We start from the raw sequence: 25,926 nt of genomic DNA, 5'->3' as shown, positions 1-25,926 counted from the left end.
GTGATCTTGGGGTGGCCGGTAGGCTTGGGGGAGTTTCACGTGAAACAAAGACCCTGACACCAAGACCCCGATCCGCGAAGGCTGGATGAACGACGATGCATCGGTACAGGTCCCACACCTGCGGCGAGCTCCGCGCCACTGACGTCGGCACCGACGTCCGGTTGAGCGGCTGGCTGCACAATCGGCGCGACCTGGGCGGCATCCTCTTCATCGATCTGCGCGATCACTACGGCATCACGCAGCTCGTGGCCCGCCCGGGTACGCCCTCCTACGAGACCCTCGACCGGCTCTCCAAGGAGACCGTCGTCCGGATCGACGGCAGGGTCGTCTCCCGTGGCACGGAGAACGTCAACGCCGAGCTGCCGACCGGTGAGATCGAGGTCGAGGTCGGCGAGGTCGAGGTGCTGGGCGCGGCGGCCCCCCTCCCCTTCACGATCAACACCGAGGACGGGGTCAACGAGGAGCGGCGCCTGGAGTACCGCTTCCTGGACCTGCGCCGCGAGCGCATGCACCGCAACATCCTGCTGCGCACCTCGGTGATCTCGGCCATCCGCCACAAGATGACGGCGCTGGGCTTCAACGAGATGGCGACGCCGATCCTCAGCGCCACCTCCCCCGAGGGCGCCCGTGACTTCGTCGTCCCGTCGCGTCTCAACCCGGGCAAGTTCTACGCGCTGCCGCAGGCTCCGCAGCAGTTCAAGCAGCTGCTGATGATCTCCGGCTTCGACCGCTACTTCCAGATCGCGCCCTGCTTCCGCGACGAGGACGCCCGCGCGGACCGCTCGCCGGGCGAGTTCTACCAGCTCGACGTGGAGATGTCGTTCGTCGAGCAGGAGGACGTCTTCCAGCCCATCGAGAAGCTCATGACCGAGCTCTTCGAGGAGTTCGGCAACGGACGGCACGTGACCTCGCCGTTCCCGCGGATCCCGTTCCGCGAGGCGATGCTGAAGTACGGCTCCGACAAGCCGGACCTGCGCGCCCAGCTGGAGCTCGTCGACATCACCGACGTCTTCGAGGGTTCGGAGTTCAAGGCGTTCGCCGGCAAGCACGTCCGCGCGCTGCCGGTGCCGGACGTCTCCGCTCAGCCGCGCAAGTTCTTCGACCAGCTCGGCGACTACGCCGTCGCGCAGGGTGCGAAGGGCCTGGCCTGGGTGCGGGTGACCGAGGACGGTTCGCTGACCGGCCCGATCGCGAAGTTCCTGACCGAGGCGAACGTCGCGGAGCTGACCAAGCGGCTGGCTCTGGCCCCCGGCCACGCGGTGTTCTTCGGCGCGGGTGAGTTCGACGAGGTCTCCAAGATCATGGGTGCGGTCCGGGTGGAGGCCGCGAAGCGGGCCGGCCACTTCGAGGAGGGCGTCTTCCGCTTCTGCTGGATCGTCGACTTCCCGATGTACGAGAAGGACGAGGAGACGGGGAAGATCGACTTCTCCCACAACCCCTTCTCCATGCCGCAGGGCGGTCTGGAGGCCCTGGAGACCCAGGACCCGCTGGACATCCTGGGCTGGCAGTACGACATCGTCTGCAACGGCGTCGAACTGTCCTCCGGCGCGATCCGGAACCACGAGCCGGAGATCATGCTCAAGGCCTTCGAGATCGCGGGCTACGACCGCGACACCGTCGAGGAGCAGTTCGCCGGCATGCTGCGTGCGTTCCGCTTCGGCGCCCCGCCGCACGGCGGCATCGCGCCCGGCGTCGACCGCATCGTGATGCTCCTCGCCGACGAGCCCAACATCCGCGAGACCATCGCCTTCCCGCTCAACGGCAACGCCCAGGACCTGATGATGGGCGCGCCGACTGAACTGGACGAGGCCCGCCTGAAGGAACTCCACCTGACGGTCCGCAAGCCGCAGCCGAAGTAGTCCCACAGTGGCGAGGGCCCGGAACCGATCTCCGACATCGGTCCGGGCCCTCGCCGTCGTTCACGACGGATGTGAGCGGCGTCTGACGTTACTTCTTCACGGCTGTTCGGAGGCATCGTCCATCGGCACGGCCGAGCCCTCCTCGAGAACGTCCTCGGCCGTGGTGGCCGTCAAGGAGCGACCGAACCAGGCGGTGAGCGTGTCGAGGTCCGTGCAGGTGGTGATGCGCTCGCGGACGCTGTCGGAGACCGTGAGCCCGCGTACCTGCAGTGCGCGCAGGATGTCCTCGGCCTTTCCCTCGGCCTTGCCCTCCAGGTATTTCTCCTCGAAGAGCGTTCCGTGCCCCGGGAAGTGGGTGACGACGTTCTGCACCAGCTTCCTCCAGTTCTCCTTGGCCGGAGTGGACTCCAGACCGACCTCCACCACCTCGAACCAGTACTTCGTGATGTCCGGCTCGAAGGACACGAGTCCGCGGGCGACCGTTTCCAGTATGGCGGCCGCCCTCCGGCCTTGGCTGTGAACGATGGCCGACAGTGCCCCCATGGCCGGCTGCTGGACCACCACTGACTCGTCGGTGACCTCCGGGACGGTCTGCGGGCCCAGGACGAACGAGCGGGTGACCTGGGTGGTCCAGGGGCCTACGGGGCACTCGAAGGGGCCCATCGCCCAGGCAGCCGTCGAGCGGTCGCGGCAGACGGCGACCAGCAGGACGGGAAGGTCGTACTCGGCACGCAGGTAGGCGACGTGCACCTGTTCGCCGTGGCCCAGGAGGCGGGCGTAGTCCTGCTGAGCGGATGCGGGTCCACGGTGTGCGCGTTGCCGAAGAGTGCCCTTGTTCACTCCCTTACCCGTACTGATCTCGTGTTCGTCGGTCGAGCTGCGTTGGCGCGCCGGCCGGCCGCCGTCTCATACGGACTGAGTGACCGAACTCCTGCCAGGGCAAGCAGGAACAGCCCGCCTCGGCACGTCGCTTCATGCGAAGCGCATGGCGCCGAGGTCGCGCAGGCTGTTGAAGTAACCGACGAGGGTCATGCACGGGTCGGTCAGCTCACTCGCCCCGTACGTCTCGTAGAGGTGCTGAGCGGCGGCGAGCTGGGCGACGAACACCCTGATCGCCACGGACTTGGTCCGTACGCCTTGCGCGCAGATGCCCACGTGGCGGCGGCCGGGCGTGGTGGCGGTGTCCCGGCGGCGGGCGAAGAACGTGTCGTCGGCGTTCGGTCCGGACGGCCGGAGCCGCGGCCCTTCGTCGAGCCAGGCGTTCGGAGCGTACTCCCGTGCCGCCGCCAGCAGGCTCGCGCGATGGTCCGCCTCGATCTCCTCGTCGTCCCGGTCCTCGGTGCCCAACTCATCAAGGAGACGTGCGATGCGCTCGGCCTCGGCCGGGTCGTCTCGAAGGAGCGCTCGCCTGCGCTCGCGCCAGCTGTCGCCGGTCACAGTCGTTCCTCCGGGTATCCGCGTGCCGAGGACGCACTTTCTTCGGACGGCGAGCGGTCCTTCCCGTCGGGCAGTCCGTTGACGCGCATCCCCGGCAGGCAGCGCGGGGAGGTCCCTCCGACAGCCGTGACTACTCGTCTTCGAAGACCTCTACGGCCGGCGGGGCCGTGACGGCACGCCGGTGCCAGCGGCGCAGGATCTCGGGGTCGCCACAGTCGGTGATGCGTTCCCGGACCGCTTCGGGGACGTCGATGCCGCGCACTTCCAGGATGTCCAGGACGTCCTCGGCGGCACGGCGCGCCTCGCCTTCGGCTCGGCCCTCGTCCCGGATTTCTTCGGAGAGGTCTGACTTGTAAAAGGAGAGGTCCACGGCCACCAGTTTCCTCCACAGTTGTGCGGCCGGGTGCTTGCCCAGGTCTTGTGCGACGAGTTCGATGATCGGGTCGGCGATGTCCTGCGGGGCAGGTCGTCGGCCAGGGCCTTGCGTACGGCGGTGGGGTGAAGTCCCGTTCCAGCCAGGCGGCGACGCCGGGGGCGAGGTGCTCGGCGTCGGTGGCGGAGAGCAGCAGGCGGGGATCCGCTTAGGGGCGGCCACCGACAACGGGTACGGACTTCCGTGCGGAACCCGATCAGCCGCCTCACCCGGCGGTGGTTCCACGCCGTCCGACGCATGGGGCTGGACGCTCTTCCGATCTTCACGCTCGGTCCGCCACAACGACCGAAAGGTGACTGTCTCCGTGTCGCAGCACGGTGGAAGATCTCCCCGACCCATCCAAAAGCGAACTCAGGTTCGATACTTGCACCAGGGGGAAGATCATGCCCAGGCCTCACAGATGGTTAGCGGCAGTCAGCACCATGGGCTTCGCCCTCATGCCGACGGCCGAGGCTCAGGCCGCCTCGGCGTCGGACACCCTCCAGCAGGAGATCAATCAGGTCCTCGACACCACTGAAGGCGGCGTTCAGATCAGCCGAAACGAGATCGCCTGGAATGACGGCAACGTCATCATGGCCTTCCCGATGCCAGGCGAGACCACGGCCCCGGTCAGCAGCCCTGCGGCGCAAAAGCTTCAGGCCAAGGCGGCGGGCCTCCCCGGCACTCCGACCGAAGAAACGACGGTAGGCCTGGCAGCTTCGGATAATTGCCCGACGCAGGTCTTCGGTAATGACTGGTACTGCTTCTATCAGAACCGAGACTTCGGGGGTCGCAGACTGCAGTGGAACGAGAAGCACGACCCGATTGCAGTGAGGTTCTCCGACTACGGCTTCGCCAATCAGGCGTCATCTTGGTCGAATAAGGGCGCAAAGACGATCAGAGTGTTCGACGGTTGCAAGTCGGGCTTCAGCCCCATCCTTTGGACAGAGGCTGCGCACAGCCGGTCTTCCTACGTCGGAGATTCGAAGAACGACAAGGCGGATTGCTTCCAGGCCTCTTGACGTGCGGCGGTGGGGGTGCGCAGCAGGGCGTCCCCCACCGCACTGCTAACCTTTGAGGTAAGTGCAGTAAGAGATCACGGCGGGAATTTCGACGTTCAACTTCCCTGCGGAGCCCGTCAGCTCTTCTTCATAGGACAAGAGCTTTCCGGAGCTTTGATCAAACACCATGCTGTACTGGGTCGCGAGACCACTGTAGGCGGAATCTACAGAGAACGCGGCACCGCTCCGGCCTGCACGGTCGATCACCATTCCGCGATACCTGATTCCGTTTGCGCTCTTGAGTTCGCGTAGGATCGCAGCGCGTTGTTCGGGCGAGAATGCGTGATCCAGGTAAACGTCGTGGATTCGACTGAACATCTCACCTGGACCGAAGCTGCCCGAAGCCCCGGCCAGCCACTTGCGCATACCTGCCGCGTCTTGCGGCGGAGGTTGTTCATCGGTAGCAGCGCCAGAGCTGCCTGAGTGGTGCTCTGGTTCCCTTCCCGCCGCGCCGGCGGCCTCCCAGGCTTGGCGTTGGTCTTCGGAATGAAACTGCGGAGGGCGGGTCCGGACCTTCCACTTACGGGATCCGTCCGCTGCCACCCAGGTCTCGCGACGTTCGGGAATCACCGCTGAAGTGACCCGGGTGCCGTCAATGGTGGTCGCGAGAGACCAACTGTCCTGCACGAATCGGTTGGTTGTGTCAGCCCTGGAATCATCGGGGAGCTTCGCCGTATGTTTCGCGATTCTTTCCAGAACTTCAGCCGCTGTCACATCGCTGTTCCGATACTTCAGTGGTGTGGGAGTGGCAGCATAAGCAGGCTGGACAGCCGTTCCGAGCATGTTGGTGGCAACCAGACCCAGCGCTCCGGCTGCCACGGCGGCGGCAGTGGCGAGTATCCACCTCCGCGTTGGTCGACGTGATCGATCACTTCCAGCGTCCTGGGCGCGTCCCGAGGAGAGGATGCGCTGGAGAGCGACTTCATCGGGCTCGTCAGCCGACCCCGCCGCGGGGTCCAGGGCCTGGAGGGCTCTGTCCATGTCACGCATCTCCTCTACTCCCATTTCGTACGGCCGCATCGCGGTGCAGAACCGAGAAACGCGACGAGACATCTGCGGATGCGGCCTCCAGATTGAGTCTGAGGCGCTTCCGAGCGCGGTGCAGACGGACATGGAAGCTGGCAATACTGCATTCCAGCGCCTTGGCAGCCTGAGTAGCGGAAAGTCCCTCCCAGGCAGTCAGACGCAACGCCTCCTGGTCCGTTTCGCTCAGGGAGTCGAACGCTGCTGCCAAGGCGGCACTCTCCACCACACTGTCGGCATGGTCACCAACCGTCTGACGCGGCTGGGCTGCTAAAGCTTGGACGAGACCGAGCCGACGCTCATCCGACCGGTATGTGCTGGAGAGCGTATGCCGCGCTACCCCGTACAACCAGGGCAACTCGGCGTTCCCGGGCATCGTCTCGAACCGGCGCCATGCAACGAGGAAGACCTCGGACACCACGTCGACCACCTGGTCGGGCGAGATCCGGCGGCGTACGTAGGCAGCAACAGCTGCATAGTGCTGCCTGTACAGCCGGGTGAACCGCTGTTCGTCAGTCGCAGTATCCACATCGCCTCCACTCCTGCTTATGTCCGGACCGAGCCCCTTCTTACAGCCCGAAGGCGAATCCGTGGCTGGGCCCTGACGCCCTCGGCAGCGACGCCCTGGCCAGCACCGGTCGTCCGCGTCAACCAGTGACTGCTGCCCTGGGCCTTCTGCCGTCTCGCCTGACCCCCCCGCCGTCAGCCTGCAGCTGTTTACGGACACTTTGACCACCTCTTCGGCACCTTCCGGACAGCGGGCGCAGTTCAGAGGAATGTCGTCGCCGTGGTCAGGACGGGGTCGACACGCAGCCCTGGCAGTGGTGGGGGTCGGGGCCGCGGTAGCCGTGGTCGCAGGTGTCGCAGGTGTCGCAGGTGTCGCAGGTGCGCAGGGGGTACCGGACGGGCGGGAGTGGCCGCGTTCGCGGCGAGTTCGGCGACGAGGTGTTCGGCGGCCTCGGCGACGCGGTGGGGCAGGTCCCGGTCGCGCATCCAGTCCGTGGCGAGCAGCCGGGCGAGACGGGCACCGCGGGGCGTGGGTGGCAGGAGCACGCTGAAGTGGTCGGCGGGCGACAGAAGTTGGGTGGACTTTTCGCTGTTCACATCACCGAGAGTGGCCGGACGTGCTTACCGTGAACAGTGACAATCCCGACACGTAGGGTGACTGTCGGAGCTTGTCGGCCGCTGTCCGGACCGTCAGAAACCGGCTTACGGACAAGGGCGTTGCGGCACGGCGGTACGACAGAGGGGTGCGGTACGTCGGTGGACGGCGAGGCGGTACGGCTCCGGACCGAGGCGGACGAACCGGGGTGGGAGGTGGACCCGGACGACGAGTGGGGCGTGGCCGTTCTCGCCACGGTGGGTCGTCAGTTGAGGCTGCGGCGGGAGGCCGTGGGGATGCGGGTCGCCGACTTCGCGGTGACGGTGGGGTACGGGGACGACCTGGTCTACAAGGTCGAGGGCGGCAAGCGGATTCCCCGGCGGGAGTACCTGGACAGGGCCGACGAGGTGTTGGGCGCGGACGGACTCATCGCGGCGGCCTGGGAGGACGTGAAGAAGGTCCGGTATCCGAAAACGGTTCGGGAGCTGGCCAAGCTGGAGGCCCAGGCGGTAGAGATCGGCATCTACGAGAGCAACGGCATCAACGGACTTCTGCAGGTCCCCGACCACGCACGCGCCCTGTTCGAAGCCATGCAGCCTCCCTACTCCCCGGAGGAGGTGGAGCGGATGGTGGCCGCACGCGCGGCTCGTTCGTCGATCTACGAGCGTTCACCCGCGCCTGCGCTCAGCTTCGTCCTGGAAGAGGCGGCTCTGCGCCGCCCGATCGGGGGCGCAATGGTGTTGCGCCAGCAGCTCGAACGTCTGTTGGAGGTGGGTCGGCTGCACAACGTCGTTCTTCAGGTGATGCCGCTGAACTGCGAGACGCACTCCGGTATGGACGGCAAGATCGAGTTGCTGAAGTTCGCAGACGGTTCGGCAGTGGGCCGCTCCGATGGTGCGTTCAACGGTCGGCCGACCTCGGAACCCAAACACCTGCGCATCCTTGAGTTGCGGTATGGCACCATCCGGGCTCAAGCCCTCTCGCCACGGGAGTCGCTGGCCTTCATCGAACAACTGCTGGGAGAGACATGATCCGCAAGACCACGGCCGGGGACGCCTCCGAGCTGGCGTGGTTCAAGAGCAGCTACAGCAGCGGCAACGACGGCAACTCCTGCGTCGAGCTTGCTCTCACCCCCGGCACCGTGCACGTCCGCGATTCCAAGAACGTCGACGGCCCCCGTCTGGCGCTCGCGCCCGGCGCGTGGGCCGACTTCGTGGCACACGCGTCGGGAAGCTGACCGTTCGACTGCGCACCGCCCCGCGGGATGCCGTTGGTCGATCCGGGCCTGTGCGTGGCGTCGGCTCCCGGGACCCGGTTGTGGTCGTGGTTCCGCTCGTGGTCGTGATGGGGGCGGTGGGCTCCGTCCGGGTCAGCGGGCCACGAACTGGGTGAGGATGGCCTGGACCTCGTAGATGTCGACGCCCTTGGTGAAGGTCTTCTCCACCGGGGCCGGGGTGCCGGAGATCCAGATCTTGAGTTCGGCGTCGAGGTCGAAGTGGCCGGCGGTCTCGACGGCGAAGTGGGTGATGCTGCGGTACGGGATCGAGTGGTACTCGGTCTTCTTGCCGGTGATGCCCTGCTTGTCGATCATGATCAGCCGGCGGTCGGTGAAGAGGATGGTGTCGCGGATCAGCAGGTAGGCGGCGTGCACCTGCTCGCCGTGGCCCAGGAGACGGGCGTAGTCCTGCTGTGCCGACGCCGGGTCGATGCTGTGTGCGTTGCCGAACAGTGCCATGAGTGCTCCCCCTGGGTGACGTGGTCGTACCGCGACGCTAACGGACGCGTCAGGGCCCGGGAACCTTTGTTCCCGGGCCCTGACGTCGGTGGTACGCGGTCGTTACGCGGACTCGGGCTCGCCGCCGAAGCGCTCCTTGTACGCTTCCAGGTCGTCGTCCGTCAGCTTGGCGAAGAGGACCGGCGGGACGGTGAAGGGGGTGCCGGCGGGGACCGACGTGAGAGCGCGGGCCTCCTCGGCGGTGACCCAGGCCGCCGTGTCGTCGGCGAGGGAGAACGTCTGGCGCATCGCCGCCGCCGCCGTCGGGATGAGCGGCTCCGACACCACCGCGTACAGGCGGATCAGGTTCATCGCCGTACGCAGGGTGAGGGCGGCGGCGTCCTTGTCGGTCTTGATCTCCAGCCAGGGGGCCTTCTCCTCCAGGTAGGAGTTGCCCGCGGACCACAGGGCGCGCAGCGCGGCCGCCGACTTGCGGAACTGCTTCGCCTCCATCTGGGACTCGTACTCCGCGAGGAGCGCCGCGATCTCCTCACCGAGCCGGGTCTCCGCCTCGCCGGGCTCGCCGCCCGCCGGGACCTCCTCGCCGAAGCGCTTCTTCGAGAAGGACAGGACGCGGTTGACGAAGTTGCCGAGGGTGTCGGCCAGGTCCTTGTTTACCGTGGCGGTGAAGTGCTCCCAGGTGAAGGACGAGTCGTCCGACTCGGGCGCGTTGGCGATGAGGAAGTACCGCCAGTAGTCCGCCGGGAGGATGTCCAACGCCTGGTCGGTGAAGACGCCCCGCTTCTGGGAGGTGGAGAACTTGCCGCCGTAGTACGTCAGCCAGTTGAAGGCCTTGACGTAGTCGACCTTCTTCCACGGCTCGCGGACTCCCAACTGGGTGGCCGGGAACATCACCGTGTGGAAGGGGACGTTGTCCTTCGCCATGAACTCCGTGTAACGGACGGTGTCGTCCGCCTCGTACCACCAGGACCTCCAGTCCCGCGTCTCGCCCTCGGGCGCGGAGTCCGCCCATTCCTTCGTCGCGGCGATGTACTCGATCGGGGCGTCGAACCAGACGTAGAAGACCTTGCCCTCGGCCGCCAGCTCCGGCCAGGTGTCGGCCGGCACCGGGACGCCCCAGTCCAGGTCGCGGGTGATCGAACGGTCGTGCAGGCCCTCGGTCAGCCACTTGCGGGCGATGGAGGCCGCCAGGTGGGGCCACTCCTCCTCGTGCCGGGCGACCCACTCCTCGACCTCGTGCTGGAGCTTCGACTGGAGGAGGAAGAGGTGCTTGGTCTCGCGGACCTCCAGGTCCGTGGAGCCGGAGATCGCCGAACGCGGGTCGAGCAGGTCGGTCGGGTCCAGTACGCGCGTGCAGTTCTCGCACTGGTCGCCGCGGGCCTTGTCGTAGCCGCAGTGGGGGCAGGTGCCCTCCACGTAGCGGTCCGGGAGGAAGCGGCCGTCGGCCGGGCTGTAGACCTGCCGGATCGAGCGCTCCTCGATGAAACCGTTCTCGTTCAGACGGCGGGCGAAGTGCTGGGTGATCTCGACGTTCTGCGGCGACGAGCTGCGGCCGAAGTGGTCGAAGGCGAGGTTGAAGCCGTCGTAGACCGCCTTCTGCGCGTCGTGCGCCTGCGCGCAGAACGTGTCGACCGGGAGGCCCTGCTCCTTCGCCGCCAGTTCGGCGGGGGTGCCGTGCTCGTCGGTCGCGCAGATGTACAGGACCTCGTGGCCGCGCTGGCGCATGTAACGGGAGTAGACGTCCGCCGGGAGCATGGACCCCACCATGTTGCCCAGGTGCTTGATCCCGTTGATGTAGGGAAGGGCGCTGGTGATGAGGTGTCGAGCCATCGGTGGCTGCTCCCAGGTCGAAACGTACGGAACCTTCAAATCGTAGCCGACACGGGTGCGCCGCCCGCTTCTCGTTCTACGTGCTGAGAAGCGGGCGGCGCGGGACGTGCTGGGGGTGCCCCCCGTGGGGCTACGGGCGCCAGGACTTCAGGACGGCCTCGTAGAGCTCCTTGTCGGTGAGTTCCAGGGGGGACGGGCCTGCGAGGAAGTGGGCCGTGTTCGGCGTCTTGAGCTTGCGGAGGTAGTCGAAGGCCTTGTTCTCCGGGTCACCGAAGGCGACGAAGGAGAAGAAGACCGCGGGGTGGGTCCTCGCCGCCTCGGTGAGGGCCTGGGTGGCGGGGGTCTTCGCGTCGGGGGCGCCGTCCGTCTGGAAGACCACCAGGGCGGGGGTGCCCGCGGGGGCGGCCTTGTCGTGCAGGGCGAGGACCTCTGCCACGGCCGCGTGGTAGCTGGTCCGGCCCATGCGGCCGAGGGAGGCGTGCAGGGTGTCGATCTTGTTCTCGTGGTCGGTGAGGGTGAGCTCGCCGGTGCCGTCGACCTCGGTCGAGAAGAAGACGACCTTGACCGTGGTGGTCTCGGGGTCGCTGGTGAGGTGGGCGGCGAGGGCGAGGGTCTGCTCGGCGAGGGCCTGTGCGGAGCCGTCCTTGTAGTACGGGCGCATGGACGCGGAGCGGTCGAGTACGAGGTAGACGGCGGCGCGGGTGCCGGTGAGGTCGTGCTCCGCGAGGGTGGTGGCGGCGGTGGTGTGGGCGGTGAGGAGTGCCTGCGGCAGCGCGGGGGTGGTCGGCTCGGCCTCGGCTTCGGTGTGGTTCCCACCCGCACCACCCGTGCGGCTTTCGTTGTCGGGTGCGGGTGGCCCCTGGGGGGTGTCCTCGCCGTCGGCGGGTGCGGGTGCGGGTGCGGGCTCCGGTTCCGTTTCCGGTTCCGGTTCCGGCTGTGCTTCCGGGGCGGCAGCCGTCGCGGGCTCCGGCTCGGTTTCGGCCTCGGGCTCCTTGTCGGGCTTCGCCTCCGGCTCTGCCGCGACCTCGGGCTGAGGCGTCGGCTCGGTTACGGGTGCCGCCGTGACCTCAGTCTCGGGGGTCTCGGGCGCGCTCTCTGCCTCGGCTGCGGCCTTGGGTGCTACCTCCGGCTCGGGTGCGGCCTCGGCCTCCGCCTCGACCTCGGTCTTCGCCTCGGGTGCCACCTCGGGCTCGGGTGCGGTCTTGGCCGTGGCCTCGGGCTCGGCCTCTGCCTCGACATCGGCCTTTGCTTCGACCTCGGCCTCTGCCGCGGACTCCTCCTTGGCCGCGTCCTCGGGCTGAGGCGTCGGCTCGGCTGCGGGTGCTGCCGTGACCTCGGTCTCGGGGGTCTCGGGCGCGCTCTCTGCCTCGGCTGCGACCTCGGGCTTCGCCTCCGGCTCGGGTGCGGCCTCAGCTCCGGGCGCGGCCTCGGCCTCGACCTCGGGTGCGGTCTTGGCCTCGGGCTCGGGTGCGGCCTTCGCCTCGGGCTCGGTTGCGGGCTCGGCCTCGGCCTCTGCCTCGGCGGCCTTGGGCTCGGGGGTCGGCTTCGGCTCGGGGGTTTCTGCCGAGGGGGCCGGGGTGGTGGGGGCCGGGGGCGTTACGTTGTCGAAGGCCGCTGAGACGAGGTCGTGTTCGTCGGTGCGGGGTTCCGGTACGGAGACTTCGGCCTTCGGCGTCGGCGTCGGTGCCGGCGTGGGTGTCGGTTCGGGGGAGGGGGACGGAAGCCTCGGGGCCGCTGACGCGGCCGCGGCAGGCTCGTCGGTCCGATCGGACGGCGTCGGGGTGGCCGCGGTCGCCTCGTCCGCACGGGCGGACTGTTCCGCACCGTCCGTTTCGGCGACCGGCGTCGCACCCTCCGCCTCTGCGGTGCTCGCTCTGCGTGACCGACCGAACGCGTTCCGCAGGAGAGTGAGAATGCCCATGTGCGCAACCCTTCGCATGAGTTGTAGCCCGTCAATCCCTGGCCAGGACGGACACGTAAGGTTAGCGGCCCTTGTGGGTGATCTTGGGTAGGGTCGGGTATCGGGCGCCGCCCTTGTCAAGGGCGGCATTCGGCCTGCGAGGGGCCGTCGGGCCGCCCTCCCGGCAACTCCCTTTACGCTGCCGCAGTTTCACTCTCCGTTTACCCCGATGCCCGACTGTCGCACATATGTGCCCCTACGGTCGCGTTGACACCCCGGGTTTCCAAGGAGAGAACACGTGCGCAAGCTGCTGCCGTTGATCGGAACGCCGTCCGGTTCGCACCCCGGCGGCCGGTCCGCCATGACCTGTCGTTTCCGGTGTGGTGACGCCTGCTTCCACGAGGTGCCCAACACCAGCTCCAACGAGTACGTCGGTGACGTCATCTCCGACGCCCTCAGCCGCCGTTCGGTGATGCGGGCCGCCGCCGCCGTCACGGTCGTCGCGGCCGGTGCCGGTGCCGTCAACCTCGCCGGTGCCCCCGAGGCCCAGGCGGCGCCCGCGGCCGGAAAGGGCCACGGTCACGGCCACGGCAACAACAAGGCGAAGGGTGCCCGCGGTCTGCGGTTCACGCCGGTCCCGCCCAACACCGCCGACACCGTCACCGTCCCGGCGGGCTACGACCAGAACGTCGTCATCCGCTGGGGCGAGCCCATCCTGCGCGGAGCGCCCGCCTTCGATCCCGAGAACCAGACCGCCGCGGCGCAGGCCGGGCAGTTCGGATACAACGTCGACTTCCTCGCGCTGCTCCCCCTCAAGGGCGAGCGCGGCCGGCAGGTACTCGTGGCCAACCACGAGTACACCGACGAGATCCTCATGTTCCGCGACTACGACTCCGCGAACCCCACCCGTGAGCAGGTGGAGATCGCCTGGGCCGCGCACGGGCTCGCGGCGGTCGTCGTCGAGGAGGACAAGAAGAGCGGCAAGCTGACGCCCGTCACCCGGCACCACCTCAACCGGCGTCTCACGGCCACCTCCGAGTTCCGCCTGACCGGTCCCGTCGCCGGGTCCGACCTGGTGAAGACCTCCGTCGACCCGAGCGGCACCAAGGTGCTCGGCACCCTCAACAACTGCGCCGGCGGCACGACCCCGTGGGGCACCACGCTGCACGCCGAGGAGAACTTCAACCAGTACTTCGCCAACGGCAGCCGCGCCACCGACAAGCGGTACGGCATCGGCACCGGCGCCACCGACCGCAAGTGGGAGCGCTTCGACAAGCGCTTCGACCTCGCGCAGGAGCCCAACGAGGTGCACCGCTTCGGGTACGTCGTCGAACTCGACCCGTACGACCCGGACTCCACCCCGCGCAAGCGCACCGCGCTCGGCCGGTTCAAGCACGAGGCCGCGACCGTGCGGCTGACGCACGACGGTCGGCCGGTCATCTACTCCGGTGACGACGAGCGGTTCGACTACATCTACAAGTTCGTCGGCAGCAAGCGGATGAAGAACGGCAACAGCCGGGCCGCGCGCGAGCACAACCTCACGCTGCTCGACGAGGGCACCCTGTACGTCGCCAAGCTGACCGGTGACTCGCCGGCCATCGAGATCGACGGCACCGGCAAGCTCCCGAAGGACGGCGAGTTCGACGGCAGCGGTCAGTGGATCCCGCTGGCCACCGCCACCGCCCGCGGTGCCGTCTCGCACGTCGAGGGCATGACCGCCGAGGAGGTCTTCGTCTTCACGCGCCTCGCCGGTGACAAGGTGGGCGCCACCAAGATGGACCGGCCCGAGGACGTCGAGCCCAACCCGGTCACCGGCAAGGTCTACGTCGCCCTGACCAACAACTCCAACCGCGGTGTCGGCTCGAACCCCAAGGCGGACGAGGCCAACCCCCGCAACGCCAACAAGCACGGCCACGTCCTGGAGCTGACCGAGAGCCGGAACCGGCCGGAGAGCACCGAGTTCGCCTGGTCGCTGTTCCTGGTGGCGGGCGACCCGCAGGACCCGGCGACCTACTTCGCCGGTTTCCCCAAGGAATCCGTCAGCCCCATCTCCTGCCCGGACAACGTCGCCTTCGACGACCACGGCAACCTGTGGATCTCCACCGACGGCAACGCCCTCGGCTCGCACGACGGGCTCTTCGGTGTCGCCACGCGCGGAGAGCGGCGCGGTGAGCTGAAGCAGTTCCTGACCGTGCCGAAGGGCGCGGAGACCTGCGGCCCGATCATCCAGGACCGGCGCGTGCTGATCGCCGTGCAGCACCCGGGCGAGGTGGACGGGGCGTCGGTCGACAACCCGGGCAGCACCTGGCCCGACGGACCCGGCACGTACGTCCGGCCGTCCGTGGTCGCCGTGTGGCGTGCCGACGGGCAGGACATCGGCGTCTGACGCCGACGCCGGCGGACACCGAGCCGGCGGACACCGGTACGCACACGGCCGGGGTGCGGGCTCCCGCGGGGGCCCGCACCCCGGCCGTCTCCGGGCCCGGCCGTCTCCGGGCCCGGCCGTCTCCGGGCCCGGCCGTCTCCGGGCCCGGCCGGGGGCCGGGTCCGGGTCAGCCGCCGCGGTGCAGCCTCAGGTCGACGACCAGCGCGCGGTGGTCGGTGTCGGCGAGGTCGAGGAAGCGGGCCCGGTCCGCGGTGAACCGCTCGGACACCAGCACGTGGTCGATCTGGGCGCCGAACGTCGGAGTGGTCCTGGCCGGCCAGGTCGGAATCCGGTACGAGCCGTCCAGCCGGGCGGCGTCGCTGAGACCCGTGTCGAGGATGCGCCGGAAGGCGGCGTGGTCCTGGGAGGCGTTGAAGTCCCCGGCGAGCACCGTCGGGGTCGTCCGGTCCGCGGCGGCCGCGTCGCGCAGCCCGCCGAGCTCGCGCTGCCAGACGTCCACCTGGCCGGGGAGCGGCGGCATGGGGTGGGCGAGCTGGAGCCGTACCGCGTGCCCGTCGACGTCGGCGACGGCGCCGGGCATGCCCATGGTGCCGGGGACGCCGTCGGTGCCCTCGAGCGGGAAGCGGCTGAGGATGACGGAGCCCTCGGAGCCGCCGCCCGCCACGGCCCGCCGGTGCGGATAGGCGGCCGCCAGCTCCCGCTTCAGCACCGCGTCGCAGGTGTACTCGCACTCCTGGACGAACACCAGGTCGGGTTTCTCCCGGAGCACGGCGTCGACCAGCCCTTCGGCGGCCCGGCCGAACTCGACGTTGGAGGTCATGACCCGCAGCTCGGCGACGGGGGGCCCGACGGGCGCGCCGGTCTTCCCGTACGGCTCGATGAACCAGGCCAGCAGCCCGAGCAGGGCGACGCCCCACACCGCGCCGGTCCACCACCGGGCGAGCACGGTGCACAGCAGTCCGGCGGCGGTGGGGACGAGCAGCCAGGGCAGGAACGCGAGCAGCTGGGGAACCGGGGTGACGCCGTCGGTGCCGACGGTCCGGCAGCCGACGACGGCGCTCACCCCGGCGAAGAGCAGCGCCGCGCACCACGCGCCGAACCGCCGCCCGCCGCCGCGGCGTCCGGCGCCGTCCTCGGTGGCCGCCCACTCGGCAGTCGCAGTGTCCAACGTCCGGCCTTCCGCTCGCGGGTGGGATGCACCGGGATGCACGGAGATCCTCCCTCAAGGACGAGGGCGCACGACGGGAGGTTGCGGCGATCCGCGCTCAGACCCGCGCCCGGGGCGGGGCGGCCGTGGGAGGTGCCGTCGTTCCGCGGAGCCGCGGGGCACGGCTGCCGTGCCGGGCGGTGCGACGACCGCGGAGCCCGGTCAGCCAGGAGGCGAGGGCCATCGCCAGGCCCAGCGCGAGCAACAGCCAGGACGCGGGGCGCAACGTGGCGGTGAGGGCGTCGTACACCGCGCCCGCCGCGGGGCGGTGGGCCCGCTCGGGCAGGTCGGCCAGGGTGAGGTGGCGGCCGATGACGACGGCGACGGCGAGCAGACCGCCGCCCAGCGCGATGCCGAGTCCGGTCGCGGTGACCGCGCGGCGGCGGCGGACGGCGACGGCGATCCCGGCGACGGCCAGGACGACGGCCGCGGGCGGCAGCCAGAAGGCGGCGGCGGCCAGGACGCGGTACCCCTGCCGGAGCCCGGCCACCTCCCCCGCCGGCACCACCGCGACCTCGATGTGCCGGACCGGAATGCGCTCGGCCCACGGCATGTGATCGGCGACGAGTCGCTGCTTCACCCGGGCGGTGACGGGCGCGAGGTCGACGGTGACCGGGCCGGGGGCCGCCCGCTCGTCACGCAGGGCGTGCAGGACGGCGTCGTGGACGGCCCGGTTCCCCGCCTCCCACGCCGTGGCGAACGCCTCGGTGCGGGTGAACGAGCGGACCGCCTCCCGTACGAACGGCTCGAACGTGCTGCGCGCCGGTCCCGGGTCCAGCTCCCGCAGGACCTCGTCCCCGACGGCCTCGGCGACCGCGTCGCGTACGCCGGGGTCGGCTGCCAGCGGCGCCATCGTTTCGACGTACCGTCCGGTGTCGGCCAGCCCGTACGCCGCCCAGGCCGCGAGCGCGCCGCAGGGCGCGAGCAGGCACGCCAGGGCGAGGAGCGCCGCCGACAGGGCGTTGCGCAGACGTGCGGCGGTCGGTTCGCGGCGGGGCGCTTCGGCGGCGGGAGGCATCTCTCCAGCCAAGGTGCCGGGGGCCGGACGCGCGAGCGCGGGGCGGGCATCCGGAGTACCCGGAGGTCCGGAGTACCCGGAGGTCCGGAGTACCCGGAGGTCCGGAGTGCTCGGATCACCCGCCCCGTGCCCGGCGCCCGCGATGCCGGACCGGAGGCAGCGGCTAAGGGGCCGGCGGCCGCCGCGAAGGAGGCCACCGGGGCGGACGAGGAGGCCGCGTCACTCGATGCGGTGACCCTTCGCGTCCTCGTGCGTGTAGTAGCGGTAGAAAAGGAACGCGAAGACGAACGCCGCGGCCGCCACCCCCAGCGCCGCCGACCGCAGCACGCTCGTGTCGGACTGGTTGACGAGGAAGCCGACCGCGACGCCGGAGAAGGCGCCCCACAGCACCGCGTGCACTTCGCGGGGCAGCTTCGGCGCGACGCTCAGCAGGGCCGCGCACAGGACGGCGAACACCAGCGCGGTGAGGAACCCGAACAGGATGTTCCCACTGGTGACGGGCCCGCCGTGGCGGGCGTTGGCCGCCGCCCAGTAGCCGTACACGAGCCCGAGGACGACGGGCACCGCCAGCCTGGCGACGCCGTGGGCCCGGTCGCTGAAGAGGCGGATCGTGCCGGGCCGCCCGCTCACGGTCCTGGATCCGGGTGCCGCATGAGCCATGAGAGCGCTCCTCTTCCTCAGCTTTCCTCAGCTTCCCCTGGATGGGTGGACGGGCTTCTCCTCGCTTCCTCCTCCAGAGCACACCGGTACGGGGCCGTCGGCAAGTCGGCGTACCGACCGGATGCGTCCGGTGCGGCCGCGTGCTTCGCTGGGGCGGTGCGCCAGGGCAGCAAGGGACACGACCGGTACTCCCGAGCCGGTCGCGGGAATGCCGTGCACCGGTACGAACTGCTGCGGGTACGGGGACGCGGTGTCGCCTGGGTGCCGCCGCTCCTGCTGCTGGTCGTCATCGCGGTGGCCGACTACCACACCGGCGGACAGTTCCGGATCATCTCCTGGATCGTGCTGGTGCCGGGCATCGCCGCCGCGATCTGCGGGGTGTGGGGCACGGCCGTGTTCGCGGCGCTCGCGATCGGCACCTTCTCGGTCGTCGACAGCGCCTGGCCGCACGAGTTCCAGACGGGGCTGCCCGATTTCATCCTCGTCGCCGTCGGAGGTGTCCTGGCGACGCTGGCGTGCGCGGTCCGGGTGCGCGGTGAGCGGCGCACGCTGTACATGCGGGACGTGGCCGACACGGTCCGCCGCACGGTGCTGCGCCCCCTGCCGCCGCTCTGGGGCGGCCTGGAGCACGCGGGCGTCTACCTCAGCCCGGAGGTCGGTGCCCGGGTCGGCGGTGACTTCTACGACATCCAGCCGGGCCCGTACGGCACCCGGGTCCTCGTCGGGGACGTCCAGGGCAAGGGGCTGGGCGCGGTCGAGACGGCGTCGGTGCTGCTCGGCACGTTCCGCGAGGCGGGCTGCCACGAGCCGCAGCTGAAGACCGTCGCCGAGCGACTGGAGGAGCGGATGCTGTCTCACCGGGACTACACCAGGGCCCTCGGCCGGGCCGAGGTCGACCGCTTCGCCACCGCCGTGCTGCTGGGCTTCCCCGCGGCCTCCTCCGACACGGTGGAGACCGTCGTCTTCGGCCACGAACCACCGCTGGTCGTGGGGCCCGGCAGCGTACGGTCGCTGCCCGTGACCGGTGCTCTTCCGCTGGGTCTGCGCGAGCTGGACCCCGCCCCGGTGCGCGTGCACCGGCTGCCGCTGGCCGCCGACGAGACGCTGCTGATGGTCACCGACGGGGTGACCGAGGCGCGGGACGCCCACGGGGCGTTCTACCGGCTCTCCGAGGAGGTGGCGCGGGCGGTCACGCGGGACCCGGGCCTCGCCGAACCGGGCCGGCTGGTCGCCTTCGTGAGGGAGGGGACACTCCGGCACAGCGGCGGCCGGCTGACCGACGACACGACCGCCTTCGCCGTCCGTCGAACCCGCGCACCCGGGGGCGAACGCCCCGAAGGAGGACGTTCACGGATCTGAGCCCCCCGGCGGGAGCCACAGCGGTTACGGTGCTGGTCTGGCCGATCGACGGGCCGATCGGCGGGCCGATCGACAGGGTGATCGACAGAGGGAGGGAATCGTGTCAGGGACCATGCCCGGGACCGTGCTGCTGCTGGCGGCCTCGCCGCTGGGACGGGGGCGGCTGGTGGACGCGGCGTCGGTGCTCCCCGTCCTCGCGGCCGTACCGCCCGCCGTGCTGTCCGGCACGGACACCGCGAACGTCGTCGAACTCGCCGACCCGCTCGAGCCGCAGGCCGTCCTGACCCGGCTGCGCGCCGCCGCGACCGCTCCCGGACCGCTCACCGTGTACGTCACCGGACAGTTGCTGCTCGACCGCCGCCAGCGCCTGCCCCATCTGGCACTGGCCCGCACCACCGCGTCGACCGCGCGCTACACGGCGTTCCCGTGGCACTGGTTCCGGGAGGAGCTGCGGCTGCGGCCCCCGGGCGCCACGACGTTGATCCTCGACCTGTACGCGGACCCGGAGACCTGGCAGGCACTGTGCTCCCCGCGGACACCGGGTTCCCCGCAGGCCCCCCGGCTGCTGCCCCACCAGCAGCCCGTCCCGCGGACCCCGGTGCCGGCCCCGGCGCCGCTCGTGCTCGACTCCGGCCGGGACACCGCCGTGTACGGCCGTGTCGCGCCGCCGCACTCCCGTCGTACGGTCGCGGTGCCGGCGTACATGAAGGCGGTCGCGACGCTGCTGCGCAGCGGACGGCGCCCGTCGGACGAGGAACTGCACCAGCAGGCGCTGACCCGGGTCGCCGCGGAGGGCGCGCACCCCGGTCTGGTACTGGCGCGGCGCGGGTCCGGGCCCGCCCCGGGGGACCCGCACGCGGCCATCACGGCGGCCGTGCGGTCCGGCCGTCACGCGGACGCCGACGCGCTCGCCGCGCGGCACGAGCACAGTGCCGTTCTCGCGTACGGGCCCGCCTCCGAGGAGGCGCTGCACTGGGCCGAGGTCCGTGCCGATCTGGCGATGCTGGCCGGGGACGCGGCGCTCAGCTGCCGTACCTGGCTGACGGTGGCCGCCGCACGGCTGAACACCGGCCAGGCGGTGGACGCCTCCGTCGTCGAAACGGCCGTGGACCGGGCGCACCACCAGTGGGGCCGGATCGAAGACCCGGTACGGGCTCGTGAACTCGGCTTGCGGCTGGCGGAGTTGCGCGCCCGCGTGCCCGGACGGCAGCAAGGGGCCCTGGACCACGTGCGGCGGCAGCTGAGCCAGTTGCAGACGCAGAACTGAAGAGCCCGCACGGTGGTGAGGCATGGCTGAGACGGCTCCTGCCGGAGGAGCGGGGGCCGGGGTGCCCCGGGGCCTGTCCGGCGGGTCATGCCGCAGACGCGGGGGCCGGCACGCCCTTCCCCAAGCCCTTCGAGCAGAGGGGACCCCAGGAGCGGGAGGGACCCCGTGAGCGGTGCACCCCCATCGCCCCCGCTCACCCGCGCTGATGAGGCGCCGTCGATTTCCCGCGCCCTGCTCCGCCGGACAGGCCCTAGCGGACCGCGGCCTCCACCGGGGCCGTGGTGCGCTGCTCCGACTCCTCGACGTGGGTGGCCTTGGCCGGACCCGCGTTGGCTGCCAGGACCAGTGCGGCGACGGCTGCGACGGCCGCGACGAGGCCTCTGGCGTAACGCCTGGTGGTGCGAATGCGTTCCAGCACGGCGACCTCGCAACAACGACGGGTTAAGCGGGTTTAATCCGCGGTTTAACCTAGGGGCTGTCGGTCTCGAACGGCAAGAGGAACAGGGGGAGTTGGCGGTGGGGGAGCGTGACGATCCGGACATCATCGGGCGTCGGGTGCAGCGGCTGCGCGTGCAGCGCGGACTGACCCAGAAACAGCTGGCCGAGCCGGTGTACACCCCCGCTTACGTCTCCACGCTGGAGGCCGGACGGGTGCGGCCCTCCGACGACGCCCTGCGGCATCTCGCCGACCGGCTCGGAGTCACGTTCGACGAACTGGCGACCGGGCGTTCGGCGCGGCTCGTCACCGAGTTGCGGTTCCGGCTGACCGAGGCCCAGCGCTCCCTCGCCCTCGGCGAGGCCGCGACGGCGGTGCGGCAGTACTCCGGGCTGCTCGCCGAGGCCGAGGCGCTGGGCCTCGCCGAGGAGCAGGCCGCCGCGCTGCTCGGGCTCGGCGAGTGCGCACTGGAGGCCGGTGAACTGGAGCCCGGTCGCGAGTACTTCGAACGGGCGGAGAAACGCCTCGTCGACGCCCCGCTGCCGGCCCGGGTGCCGGCGCTGCGCGGACGGGCCGTCGCGCACTACCTCGCGGGCGAACTCCGGTACGCGGTCTACCTGCTGGAGTCCACCATCGACGAGCTGAACCGGGCCGGGCTGCACGACCCGGACGCGCTGCTGCTGCTCTACGCCAGCGTGATCGGCCCGTACATGGACATGGGCGCACACGCGCGTGCCGCCCAGGCGGCGGAGCTCGCACTGACGCTCGCCCCGCAGGCCGGTGACCCGGCGCTGGTGGCGCGCATGCACCGGTCGGTGGCCCGCACCCTGCTCGCCGAGGGCCGGATCGCCGAGGCCGACGCCTCGCTGGCCAAGGCGGCCGAGCTGTACCGCGGGCTGCACCTGCGTACGGAGCTCGCCAACTGCCACTGGATGCGCGGGTACGTGTATGCGCAGAACGGCGAACTCGACCTGGCGGAAGGAGAGTTGCGGCAGGCATTGGAGATGCTGTCGGCCTCCCGTGCCGTCCTCTACAGCAGTCAGGTCACCGTGGAGCTGGCCGACGTACTTCACCGGCGCGGAAGTTCGCGGGAGGCGGCCGCCCTGCTGCGGGACGTGCTCGGCGGCCTCTCCCCCGAACGGGGCGCGGTGCACGCGGCGGCGGCGCACCGGCTGCTCGGCATCATCGCCGAGGACGTGCGTGACCCCGAGCAGGCCGAGGAGCACTACGTCCGCGCGATGAGCCTGCTGGAGCGGGCGGGGGCGGCCGGCGACCTGGCCGACCTGTGCCGCCTCCTCGGCGACCTGCTCCGCCGCACCGGCCGCGTCGAGGCCGCCCTGGACGCCTACCGCACCGGTCTCGGCCACCGCACGGCCCCGGGCACCACGACCCTGGGACCGGCCCCGGCCCAGCCGCCGGTCTGAACACGAGCCCGAAGCCGAAATCCTCCGGCAGCGCAGCCTCCACCGCCTACGCTGCCGGAATGGACATAGCCGTGCCCTTCCTCATCGTGTTCCTCGGCATCATCACCATCAAGGTCGAGATCTCCCGGGCCGACCGCCGTGCCGCCCGTCTCGAACGCAAGCTCGACCTCGTGCTCGAGCACCTGGACCTGCACGAGGAGGTCCCGCGCCGGGAGGAGATCGTCGCGCTCGTGCGGGAGGGCAAGAAGATCCAGGCGGTCAAGGCCTACCGCGAGGCCACCGGAGCGGGCCTGGCCGAGGCCAAGGAGGCCGTGGACCGTCTGGACTGAACGGCACCGGGTGAGCGGCACCGCGGTCAGACCTCCGCGCGCCCCTGCTTCCTGATCTCCGTCAGTCGGCCCGCCCCGAACTCCGCCATCACCTGGGTGAGTTCGGACAGCACCTCGCCGAACCCGCCGTTGGTGAGGGTGATGGTGTCCGCACCGATGCGGACCACCGCGACGTCCAGGGTGAGATGCGTCGGCTCACCGTCGGGCGCCTTGCCGGTCATGCTGACCCGCAACGCCTGCCGCGCGTCCCCGATCTCCGGCAGCCGCAACGCGTCGACCTCGGTCTCCTGCACGCCGTCCCGCTTGGTCGTCGCCTTGAAATCCCCGCACTTGTCCGGCAGTCCGCCGAGCCACTTCAGTGTGCGGTCCACGTCGGCGGGCCGGTACGCGGCGACCTGGTAGCGCAGTTGGGCGCCGTTGTAGGCGTCGTCCAGGGCGACCACGGCCCGTGGTCCGGTCGGCGTGCCGAACAGCTCCTCGGTGTAGAGGACGTCGAGCAGACGCCGGCAGTCGGCGTTCTTCGTGCTCGCCTTGAGCAGCCCGTCCCGCCAGGTCGCCGCGCCCCGCGTCGGCACCCAGGGCTGTCCCAGGTCCGTCTCCGTGATCAGTGCGGCCCGGACCTGTTCCTCGCTCAGCCCGGCGTCGGGCGGTGACGCGGAGGGCTGCTCGACGGCCGGCGCGGCGGAGGACGCCGGGGCGGAGACGGACGACGGCACCACCGTCCCGGGCCCGTCCTGCCCGCCGACGGAGCAGGCGGCCGTGGCCAGCAGCGCGGACACCGACAGCGCGGAGGCGAGAAGGGCGCGGGCGGCGGCCTGGGAGTGCGTCATCGGGGGTGCCTCCTGGTGGAGCCTGGCTGCGGCTGTGTTCTGCTCGCCCAGGGTCGGGACGTGCTCTTACGGCACCACCGAGCCGCCCGCCCCACCAGCGCGGCGGTCCGTCCGGGTGAGCGCGCCGGGGGAACCGTCCCCGCCCCCCTCGCGGCTCCTCTGTGTCACCTTTGTGTTCCCTTCCCGCCCGTGGTTCCCGTCCCCGGCTCTTCCCCGACCCCGCCCCGAAGGAGTCCGCGCCGTGCCGAACGGTCTGCCCATCCCGGTGATCATCGACTGTGACACGGGTGTCGACGACGCCCTGGCCCTGCTGTTCGCCGTCCGCCACCCGGGGATCGACCTGCGCGCGGTGACCTGTGTGGCCGGCAACACGGACGTGGACGGCGTCGTCCGCAACACGCTCACCGTGCTGGAACAGGCGGGCGCGCCCGGCATTCCGGTCGCCCGGGGCGCCGAGCGCCCGCTGATCGAGGCGCCGCGTTCCGCACGGCACGTCCACGGCCACGACGGGATGGGCGACCTCGGCCTGCCCGCCCCGCGGCGCCTCCCGGCGGACGTGGACGCGGTGGCCCTGCTGCGCCGCGAGATCCTCGCCTCCCCGCGCCCGGTCACCCTGGTGCCCACCGCCCCGCTGACCAACGTCGCGCTGCTGCTGCGGACACATCCCGAGGTCACCCGCAACATCGAGCGGATCGTGTTCATGGGCGGCGCGGCGGGCACCGGCAACGCCACCGCGGTGGCCGAGTTCAACGTCTGGCACGATCCGGAGGCCGCCGCGATCCTGCTCACCGCCGGGGTGCCGATCACGATGTACGGCCTGGACGTGTTCCAGCGGGTCGTCGTCCCGGCGGCCGAGGTGCGCAGGCTGCGCGCGAGCACCGAACCGGGCGCCCGGCTGGCCGGTGACCTGCTGGCCCACCGGCCCGCGACACCCGGCAGCGGACCCGAGGACCCCACCGAGGACGCGGGCGGGCTCGGCGACGCGGGTGCGCTGTGCGCGGTCGTCGATCCGGAGGGCCTGACCACCCGCCGGCTCCCCGTCGAGGTCTCCCTGGGCCCCGGCCCGGCCCGCGGCCAGACCGTGGTCGACCGCCGCCCCCGGACCGGCGAGTCCGAACTGCACGGGGGCACGCGCGGGCAGTGCCTGGTGGACGTCGGGCTGGACGTGGACGTACGGCGCTACGTGCGGCTCTACCTGGCGACCGTGGAGGGAGGAGGGGCCGGAGCGCAGCGGTAGGCCCGCCGGCCGCCCCGGACCCGAACGCCCGGCCCGCGGGGGACGGGCCGGGCGTGTATGCGGGCGCTACCGGTTACTGACCGTCGGCGCTGGTGCCGGCGCGCTTGCGGCGGGTGACCACGACGAGCGCCGCGCCGCCCGCCAGCAGAACCGCCGCGCCGATCGCGAACGGGCCGGTGTTGCCGTCGGCTCCGGTCTCCGCGAGGTTGTCGCTGCCGCCGTTCGGCGAGACACCCGGTTCGGTGGCCGGCTCGGAGGGGGACTGGTCGGGCGCGTCGGTGCCGGGCGTCGTGGACGGCTCGCCCGGCGTCCCGGAGGCCGGCGCGGTGGTGTCCTCGGCGGGCTCCGAAGGCTCCGACGGCTCCGGTGCGGAGGTGGACGGCTCGGGGGCCGGCTCCTCGGCCGGGGTGTCGGCGGTGCAGTCCTTCGTGCCGCCGTTCCAGGCCGCGATCAGCTTGTCCTTGATGACCGGACGGTCCGGCCCCTTCGGCAGCTCACCGTGCTCGAAGCCGTCGTTCGCGTCCGGTTTGCCGTCGAACCTCACGGCGCCCCGGTAGAGGTCGATCTGCGCGAAGCAGCCCTTGTCCGGGACGGCGATGTCGAGGGAATCGGTCGTGCCGGGCTTGACCGTCACCGTGTCGAAGTCGACGAAGACCTGCTCGCCGGAGGAGGCGAAGGTGGCGCCGTGCGCCAGGTAGGAGGCGAGCGAGGCGGTGCAGGTGGACGCGTCACCGGCGGTGCGGACCTCGATGTGGACCTTGCCGTCCTCGCTGGGCCGCAGGTTCTGGTCGTCGACCTTGACGGAGTCGAAGAAGTTCTTGCCGTCGAGCGAGAACTGGCAGCGGTCGGTCTCGGTGACCGTGCCGGCACCGGTGCCCGGCCGGTAGTCGCCGCCCGACTTCCAGCCGTCCCCGCCGGGAGAGCCGTGGGCGGAGGCGGAGGTCGCGGCGACGGCGGTGGCCGCGCAGAGGGCGAGGGTCGCGGCGCCCGTCCCCAGCAGGCGGCGGGTGAGGACACGTCTCGCTATGGACATGCGGATCCCATTCTTGGCGTGTGCCGGAAACCGGGGCACGGCGGCAGGGCAGCACGCGGCGGCCGGCCGTCCCGGGCATGAGTGGTCGAAGAAGCACGAGGCTCATTGGTCACATGTGCCTCAGTGCGCCTTCATGGTGGCCGCGCCGCATCACCCTGTCAACCTGCGTCTACACAAGGGGAGTTGCTTGCTCTTCACGTGCCCGCCACACAAGGAAGGAATGCCTCCGCTCCGCCCGTGTGTTCACTTTTGCGGTCTTCCGGAAGGATTCATGCTGTCGCCCGCCCCACCCGGCGGAGACCGCGTGACCGACCGCACCGATCCGCCCGCCCCCCGGCCGACCCCGCCGGCCTCCGCCCCGGCCCCACCCGGCCCGGGCGT

General features: G+C 70.8%; 25 protein-coding genes. 10 read left to right on the top strand and 15 right to left on the bottom strand.

Features of this window, described 5'->3' with window-relative positions:
* The first annotated feature begins 95 nt into the window (after window positions 1-95).
* Window positions 96-1,859, top strand: coding sequence for an aspartate--tRNA ligase (aspS, locus tag AC6F7H_RS12750; RefSeq protein WP_500757130.1), 1,764 nt, complete (start codon window positions 96-98; stop codon window positions 1,857-1,859).
* A gap of 96 nt (window positions 1,860-1,955) precedes the next feature.
* Here aspS and AC6F7H_RS12745 read toward each other — a convergent pair whose 3' ends face one another.
* The 3 genes from AC6F7H_RS12745 to AC6F7H_RS12735 form a co-directional block, all read right to left on the bottom strand.
* Complete coding sequence (locus AC6F7H_RS12745; RefSeq protein WP_500757129.1) at window positions 1,956-2,699, bottom strand: hypothetical protein; 744 nt, start codon at window positions 2,697-2,699, stop codon at window positions 1,956-1,958.
* 132 nt (window positions 2,700-2,831) lie between these two features.
* A complete protein-coding gene (locus AC6F7H_RS12740) occupies window positions 2,832-3,296 on the bottom strand; it encodes a hypothetical protein (protein WP_500757128.1) in 465 nt (154 codons plus the stop codon).
* Window positions 3,297-3,426: 130 nt separating this feature from the next.
* Entirely contained in the window at window positions 3,427-3,666 is a 240-nt protein-coding gene (locus AC6F7H_RS12735; protein WP_500757127.1) for a hypothetical protein, read from the bottom strand.
* 485 nt (window positions 3,667-4,151) lie between these two features.
* On the opposite strand from AC6F7H_RS12735, the gene AC6F7H_RS12730 reads away from it, so the two are divergent.
* Window positions 4,152-4,730 (top strand): peptidase inhibitor family I36 protein, encoded by a 579-nt coding sequence (locus AC6F7H_RS12730; protein ID WP_500757126.1) that lies wholly within the window; start codon window positions 4,152-4,154, stop codon window positions 4,728-4,730.
* Between the two features lie 45 nt (window positions 4,731-4,775).
* Here AC6F7H_RS12730 and AC6F7H_RS12725 read toward each other — a convergent pair whose 3' ends face one another.
* From AC6F7H_RS12725 to AC6F7H_RS12715, 3 genes are all read right to left on the bottom strand, one after another.
* Entirely contained in the window at window positions 4,776-5,750 is a 975-nt protein-coding gene (locus tag AC6F7H_RS12725; protein WP_500757125.1) for a CU044_5270 family protein, read from the bottom strand.
* A 1-nt stretch (window position 5,751) separates the two neighbouring features.
* Window positions 5,752-6,321, bottom strand: coding sequence for an RNA polymerase sigma factor (locus AC6F7H_RS12720; RefSeq protein WP_500757124.1), 570 nt, complete (start codon window positions 6,319-6,321; stop codon window positions 5,752-5,754).
* 239 nt (window positions 6,322-6,560) lie between these two features.
* The gene (locus AC6F7H_RS12715; RefSeq protein WP_500757123.1) at window positions 6,561-6,896 is read right to left on the bottom strand and encodes a hypothetical protein; all 336 of its coding nucleotides are present in this window, start codon (window positions 6,894-6,896) and stop codon (window positions 6,561-6,563) included.
* Between the two features lie 159 nt (window positions 6,897-7,055).
* On the opposite strand from AC6F7H_RS12715, the gene AC6F7H_RS12710 reads away from it, so the two are divergent.
* Both AC6F7H_RS12710 and AC6F7H_RS12705 read left to right on the top strand, forming a co-directional pair.
* A complete protein-coding gene (locus AC6F7H_RS12710) occupies window positions 7,056-7,925 on the top strand; it encodes a helix-turn-helix domain-containing protein (protein ID WP_500757122.1) in 870 nt (289 codons plus the stop codon).
* Complete coding sequence (locus tag AC6F7H_RS12705; RefSeq protein ID WP_452978873.1) at window positions 7,922-8,131, top strand: DUF397 domain-containing protein; 210 nt, start codon at window positions 7,922-7,924, stop codon at window positions 8,129-8,131. The genes AC6F7H_RS12710 and AC6F7H_RS12705 overlap by 4 nt, the downstream gene beginning before the upstream one ends.
* Window positions 8,132-8,263: 132 nt before the next feature.
* Here AC6F7H_RS12705 and AC6F7H_RS12700 read toward each other — a convergent pair whose 3' ends face one another.
* The 3 genes from AC6F7H_RS12700 to AC6F7H_RS12690 all read right to left on the bottom strand — a co-directional run bounded on the left by AC6F7H_RS12700 (window position 8,264) and on the right by AC6F7H_RS12690 (window position 12,380).
* The gene (locus tag AC6F7H_RS12700) at window positions 8,264-8,629 is read right to left on the bottom strand and encodes a PH domain-containing protein (RefSeq protein ID WP_109381492.1); all 366 of its coding nucleotides are present in this window, start codon (window positions 8,627-8,629) and stop codon (window positions 8,264-8,266) included.
* Window positions 8,630-8,731: 102 nt separating this feature from the next.
* Complete coding sequence (gene metG, locus AC6F7H_RS12695) at window positions 8,732-10,459, bottom strand: methionine--tRNA ligase (protein ID WP_500757120.1); 1,728 nt, start codon at window positions 10,457-10,459, stop codon at window positions 8,732-8,734.
* Between the two features lie 130 nt (window positions 10,460-10,589).
* Window positions 10,590-12,380 (bottom strand): VWA domain-containing protein, encoded by a 1,791-nt coding sequence (locus AC6F7H_RS12690; protein WP_500757119.1) that lies wholly within the window; start codon window positions 12,378-12,380, stop codon window positions 10,590-10,592.
* Window positions 12,381-12,657: 277 nt separating this feature from the next.
* Here AC6F7H_RS12690 and AC6F7H_RS12685 point away from each other — a divergent pair, with 277 nt between their 5' ends.
* Window positions 12,658-14,745 carry a PhoX family protein gene (locus tag AC6F7H_RS12685; RefSeq protein WP_500757118.1) on the top strand — a complete coding sequence of 696 codons (2,088 nt, stop codon included), beginning with the start codon at window positions 12,658-12,660 and terminating at the stop codon, window positions 14,743-14,745.
* A 166-nt stretch (window positions 14,746-14,911) separates the two neighbouring features.
* Here AC6F7H_RS12685 and AC6F7H_RS12680 read toward each other — a convergent pair whose 3' ends face one another.
* The 3 genes from AC6F7H_RS12680 to AC6F7H_RS12670 form a co-directional block, all read right to left on the bottom strand.
* The gene (locus AC6F7H_RS12680; RefSeq protein ID WP_500757116.1) at window positions 14,912-15,913 is read right to left on the bottom strand and encodes an endonuclease/exonuclease/phosphatase family protein; all 1,002 of its coding nucleotides are present in this window, start codon (window positions 15,911-15,913) and stop codon (window positions 14,912-14,914) included.
* Window positions 15,914-16,010: 97 nt separating this feature from the next.
* Window positions 16,011-16,970, bottom strand: a complete 960-nt coding sequence (locus tag AC6F7H_RS12675; RefSeq protein ID WP_500757115.1) for a hypothetical protein — start codon at window positions 16,968-16,970, stop codon at window positions 16,011-16,013.
* 219 nt (window positions 16,971-17,189) lie between these two features.
* Entirely contained in the window at window positions 17,190-17,630 is a 441-nt protein-coding gene (locus AC6F7H_RS12670; RefSeq protein WP_500757113.1) for a hypothetical protein, read from the bottom strand.
* Between the two features lie 156 nt (window positions 17,631-17,786).
* Between AC6F7H_RS12670 and AC6F7H_RS12665 the strand changes: the two genes are divergently transcribed.
* Window positions 17,787-18,989 (top strand): PP2C family protein-serine/threonine phosphatase, encoded by a 1,203-nt coding sequence (locus AC6F7H_RS12665; RefSeq protein ID WP_500757111.1) that lies wholly within the window; start codon window positions 17,787-17,789, stop codon window positions 18,987-18,989.
* Between the two features lie 112 nt (window positions 18,990-19,101).
* The gene (locus AC6F7H_RS12660) at window positions 19,102-20,256 is read left to right on the top strand and encodes a hypothetical protein (RefSeq protein WP_500761786.1); all 1,155 of its coding nucleotides are present in this window, start codon (window positions 19,102-19,104) and stop codon (window positions 20,254-20,256) included.
* Between the two features lie 250 nt (window positions 20,257-20,506).
* Here AC6F7H_RS12660 and AC6F7H_RS12655 read toward each other — a convergent pair whose 3' ends face one another.
* Window positions 20,507-20,674: a hypothetical protein gene (locus AC6F7H_RS12655; RefSeq protein ID WP_500757110.1), complete on the bottom strand. Its 168-nt coding sequence runs from the start codon at window positions 20,672-20,674 to the stop codon at window positions 20,507-20,509.
* 98 nt (window positions 20,675-20,772) lie between these two features.
* Here AC6F7H_RS12655 and AC6F7H_RS12650 point away from each other — a divergent pair, with 98 nt between their 5' ends.
* Window positions 20,773-22,116 (top strand): helix-turn-helix domain-containing protein, encoded by a 1,344-nt coding sequence (locus AC6F7H_RS12650; protein ID WP_500757109.1) that lies wholly within the window; start codon window positions 20,773-20,775, stop codon window positions 22,114-22,116.
* A gap of 59 nt (window positions 22,117-22,175) precedes the next feature.
* Window positions 22,176-22,445 carry a ribosomal protein L7/L12 gene (locus AC6F7H_RS12645; protein ID WP_500757107.1) on the top strand — a complete coding sequence of 90 codons (270 nt, stop codon included), beginning with the start codon at window positions 22,176-22,178 and terminating at the stop codon, window positions 22,443-22,445.
* A gap of 26 nt (window positions 22,446-22,471) precedes the next feature.
* On the opposite strand, the gene AC6F7H_RS12640 is transcribed toward AC6F7H_RS12645, so the two are convergent.
* Entirely contained in the window at window positions 22,472-23,275 is an 804-nt protein-coding gene (locus AC6F7H_RS12640) for a hypothetical protein (RefSeq protein WP_500757105.1), read from the bottom strand.
* Window positions 23,276-23,516: 241 nt separating this feature from the next.
* Here AC6F7H_RS12640 and AC6F7H_RS12635 point away from each other — a divergent pair, with 241 nt between their 5' ends.
* Complete coding sequence (locus tag AC6F7H_RS12635) at window positions 23,517-24,512, top strand: nucleoside hydrolase (protein WP_500757104.1); 996 nt, start codon at window positions 23,517-23,519, stop codon at window positions 24,510-24,512.
* A gap of 73 nt (window positions 24,513-24,585) precedes the next feature.
* Here the strand turns inward: AC6F7H_RS12635 and AC6F7H_RS12630 are convergent, their stop codons facing one another.
* Window positions 24,586-25,545 carry an LAETG motif-containing sortase-dependent surface protein gene (locus AC6F7H_RS12630; RefSeq protein WP_500757103.1) on the bottom strand — a complete coding sequence of 320 codons (960 nt, stop codon included), beginning with the start codon at window positions 25,543-25,545 and terminating at the stop codon, window positions 24,586-24,588.
* Between the last annotated feature and the right edge of the window lie 381 nt (window positions 25,546-25,926).

This window comes from Streptomyces sp. MMS24-W38 (assembly GCF_059889265.1).
The sequence above is the reverse complement of the archived record's forward strand: the minus strand, read 5'-3'. Positions and strand labels throughout refer to the sequence as shown.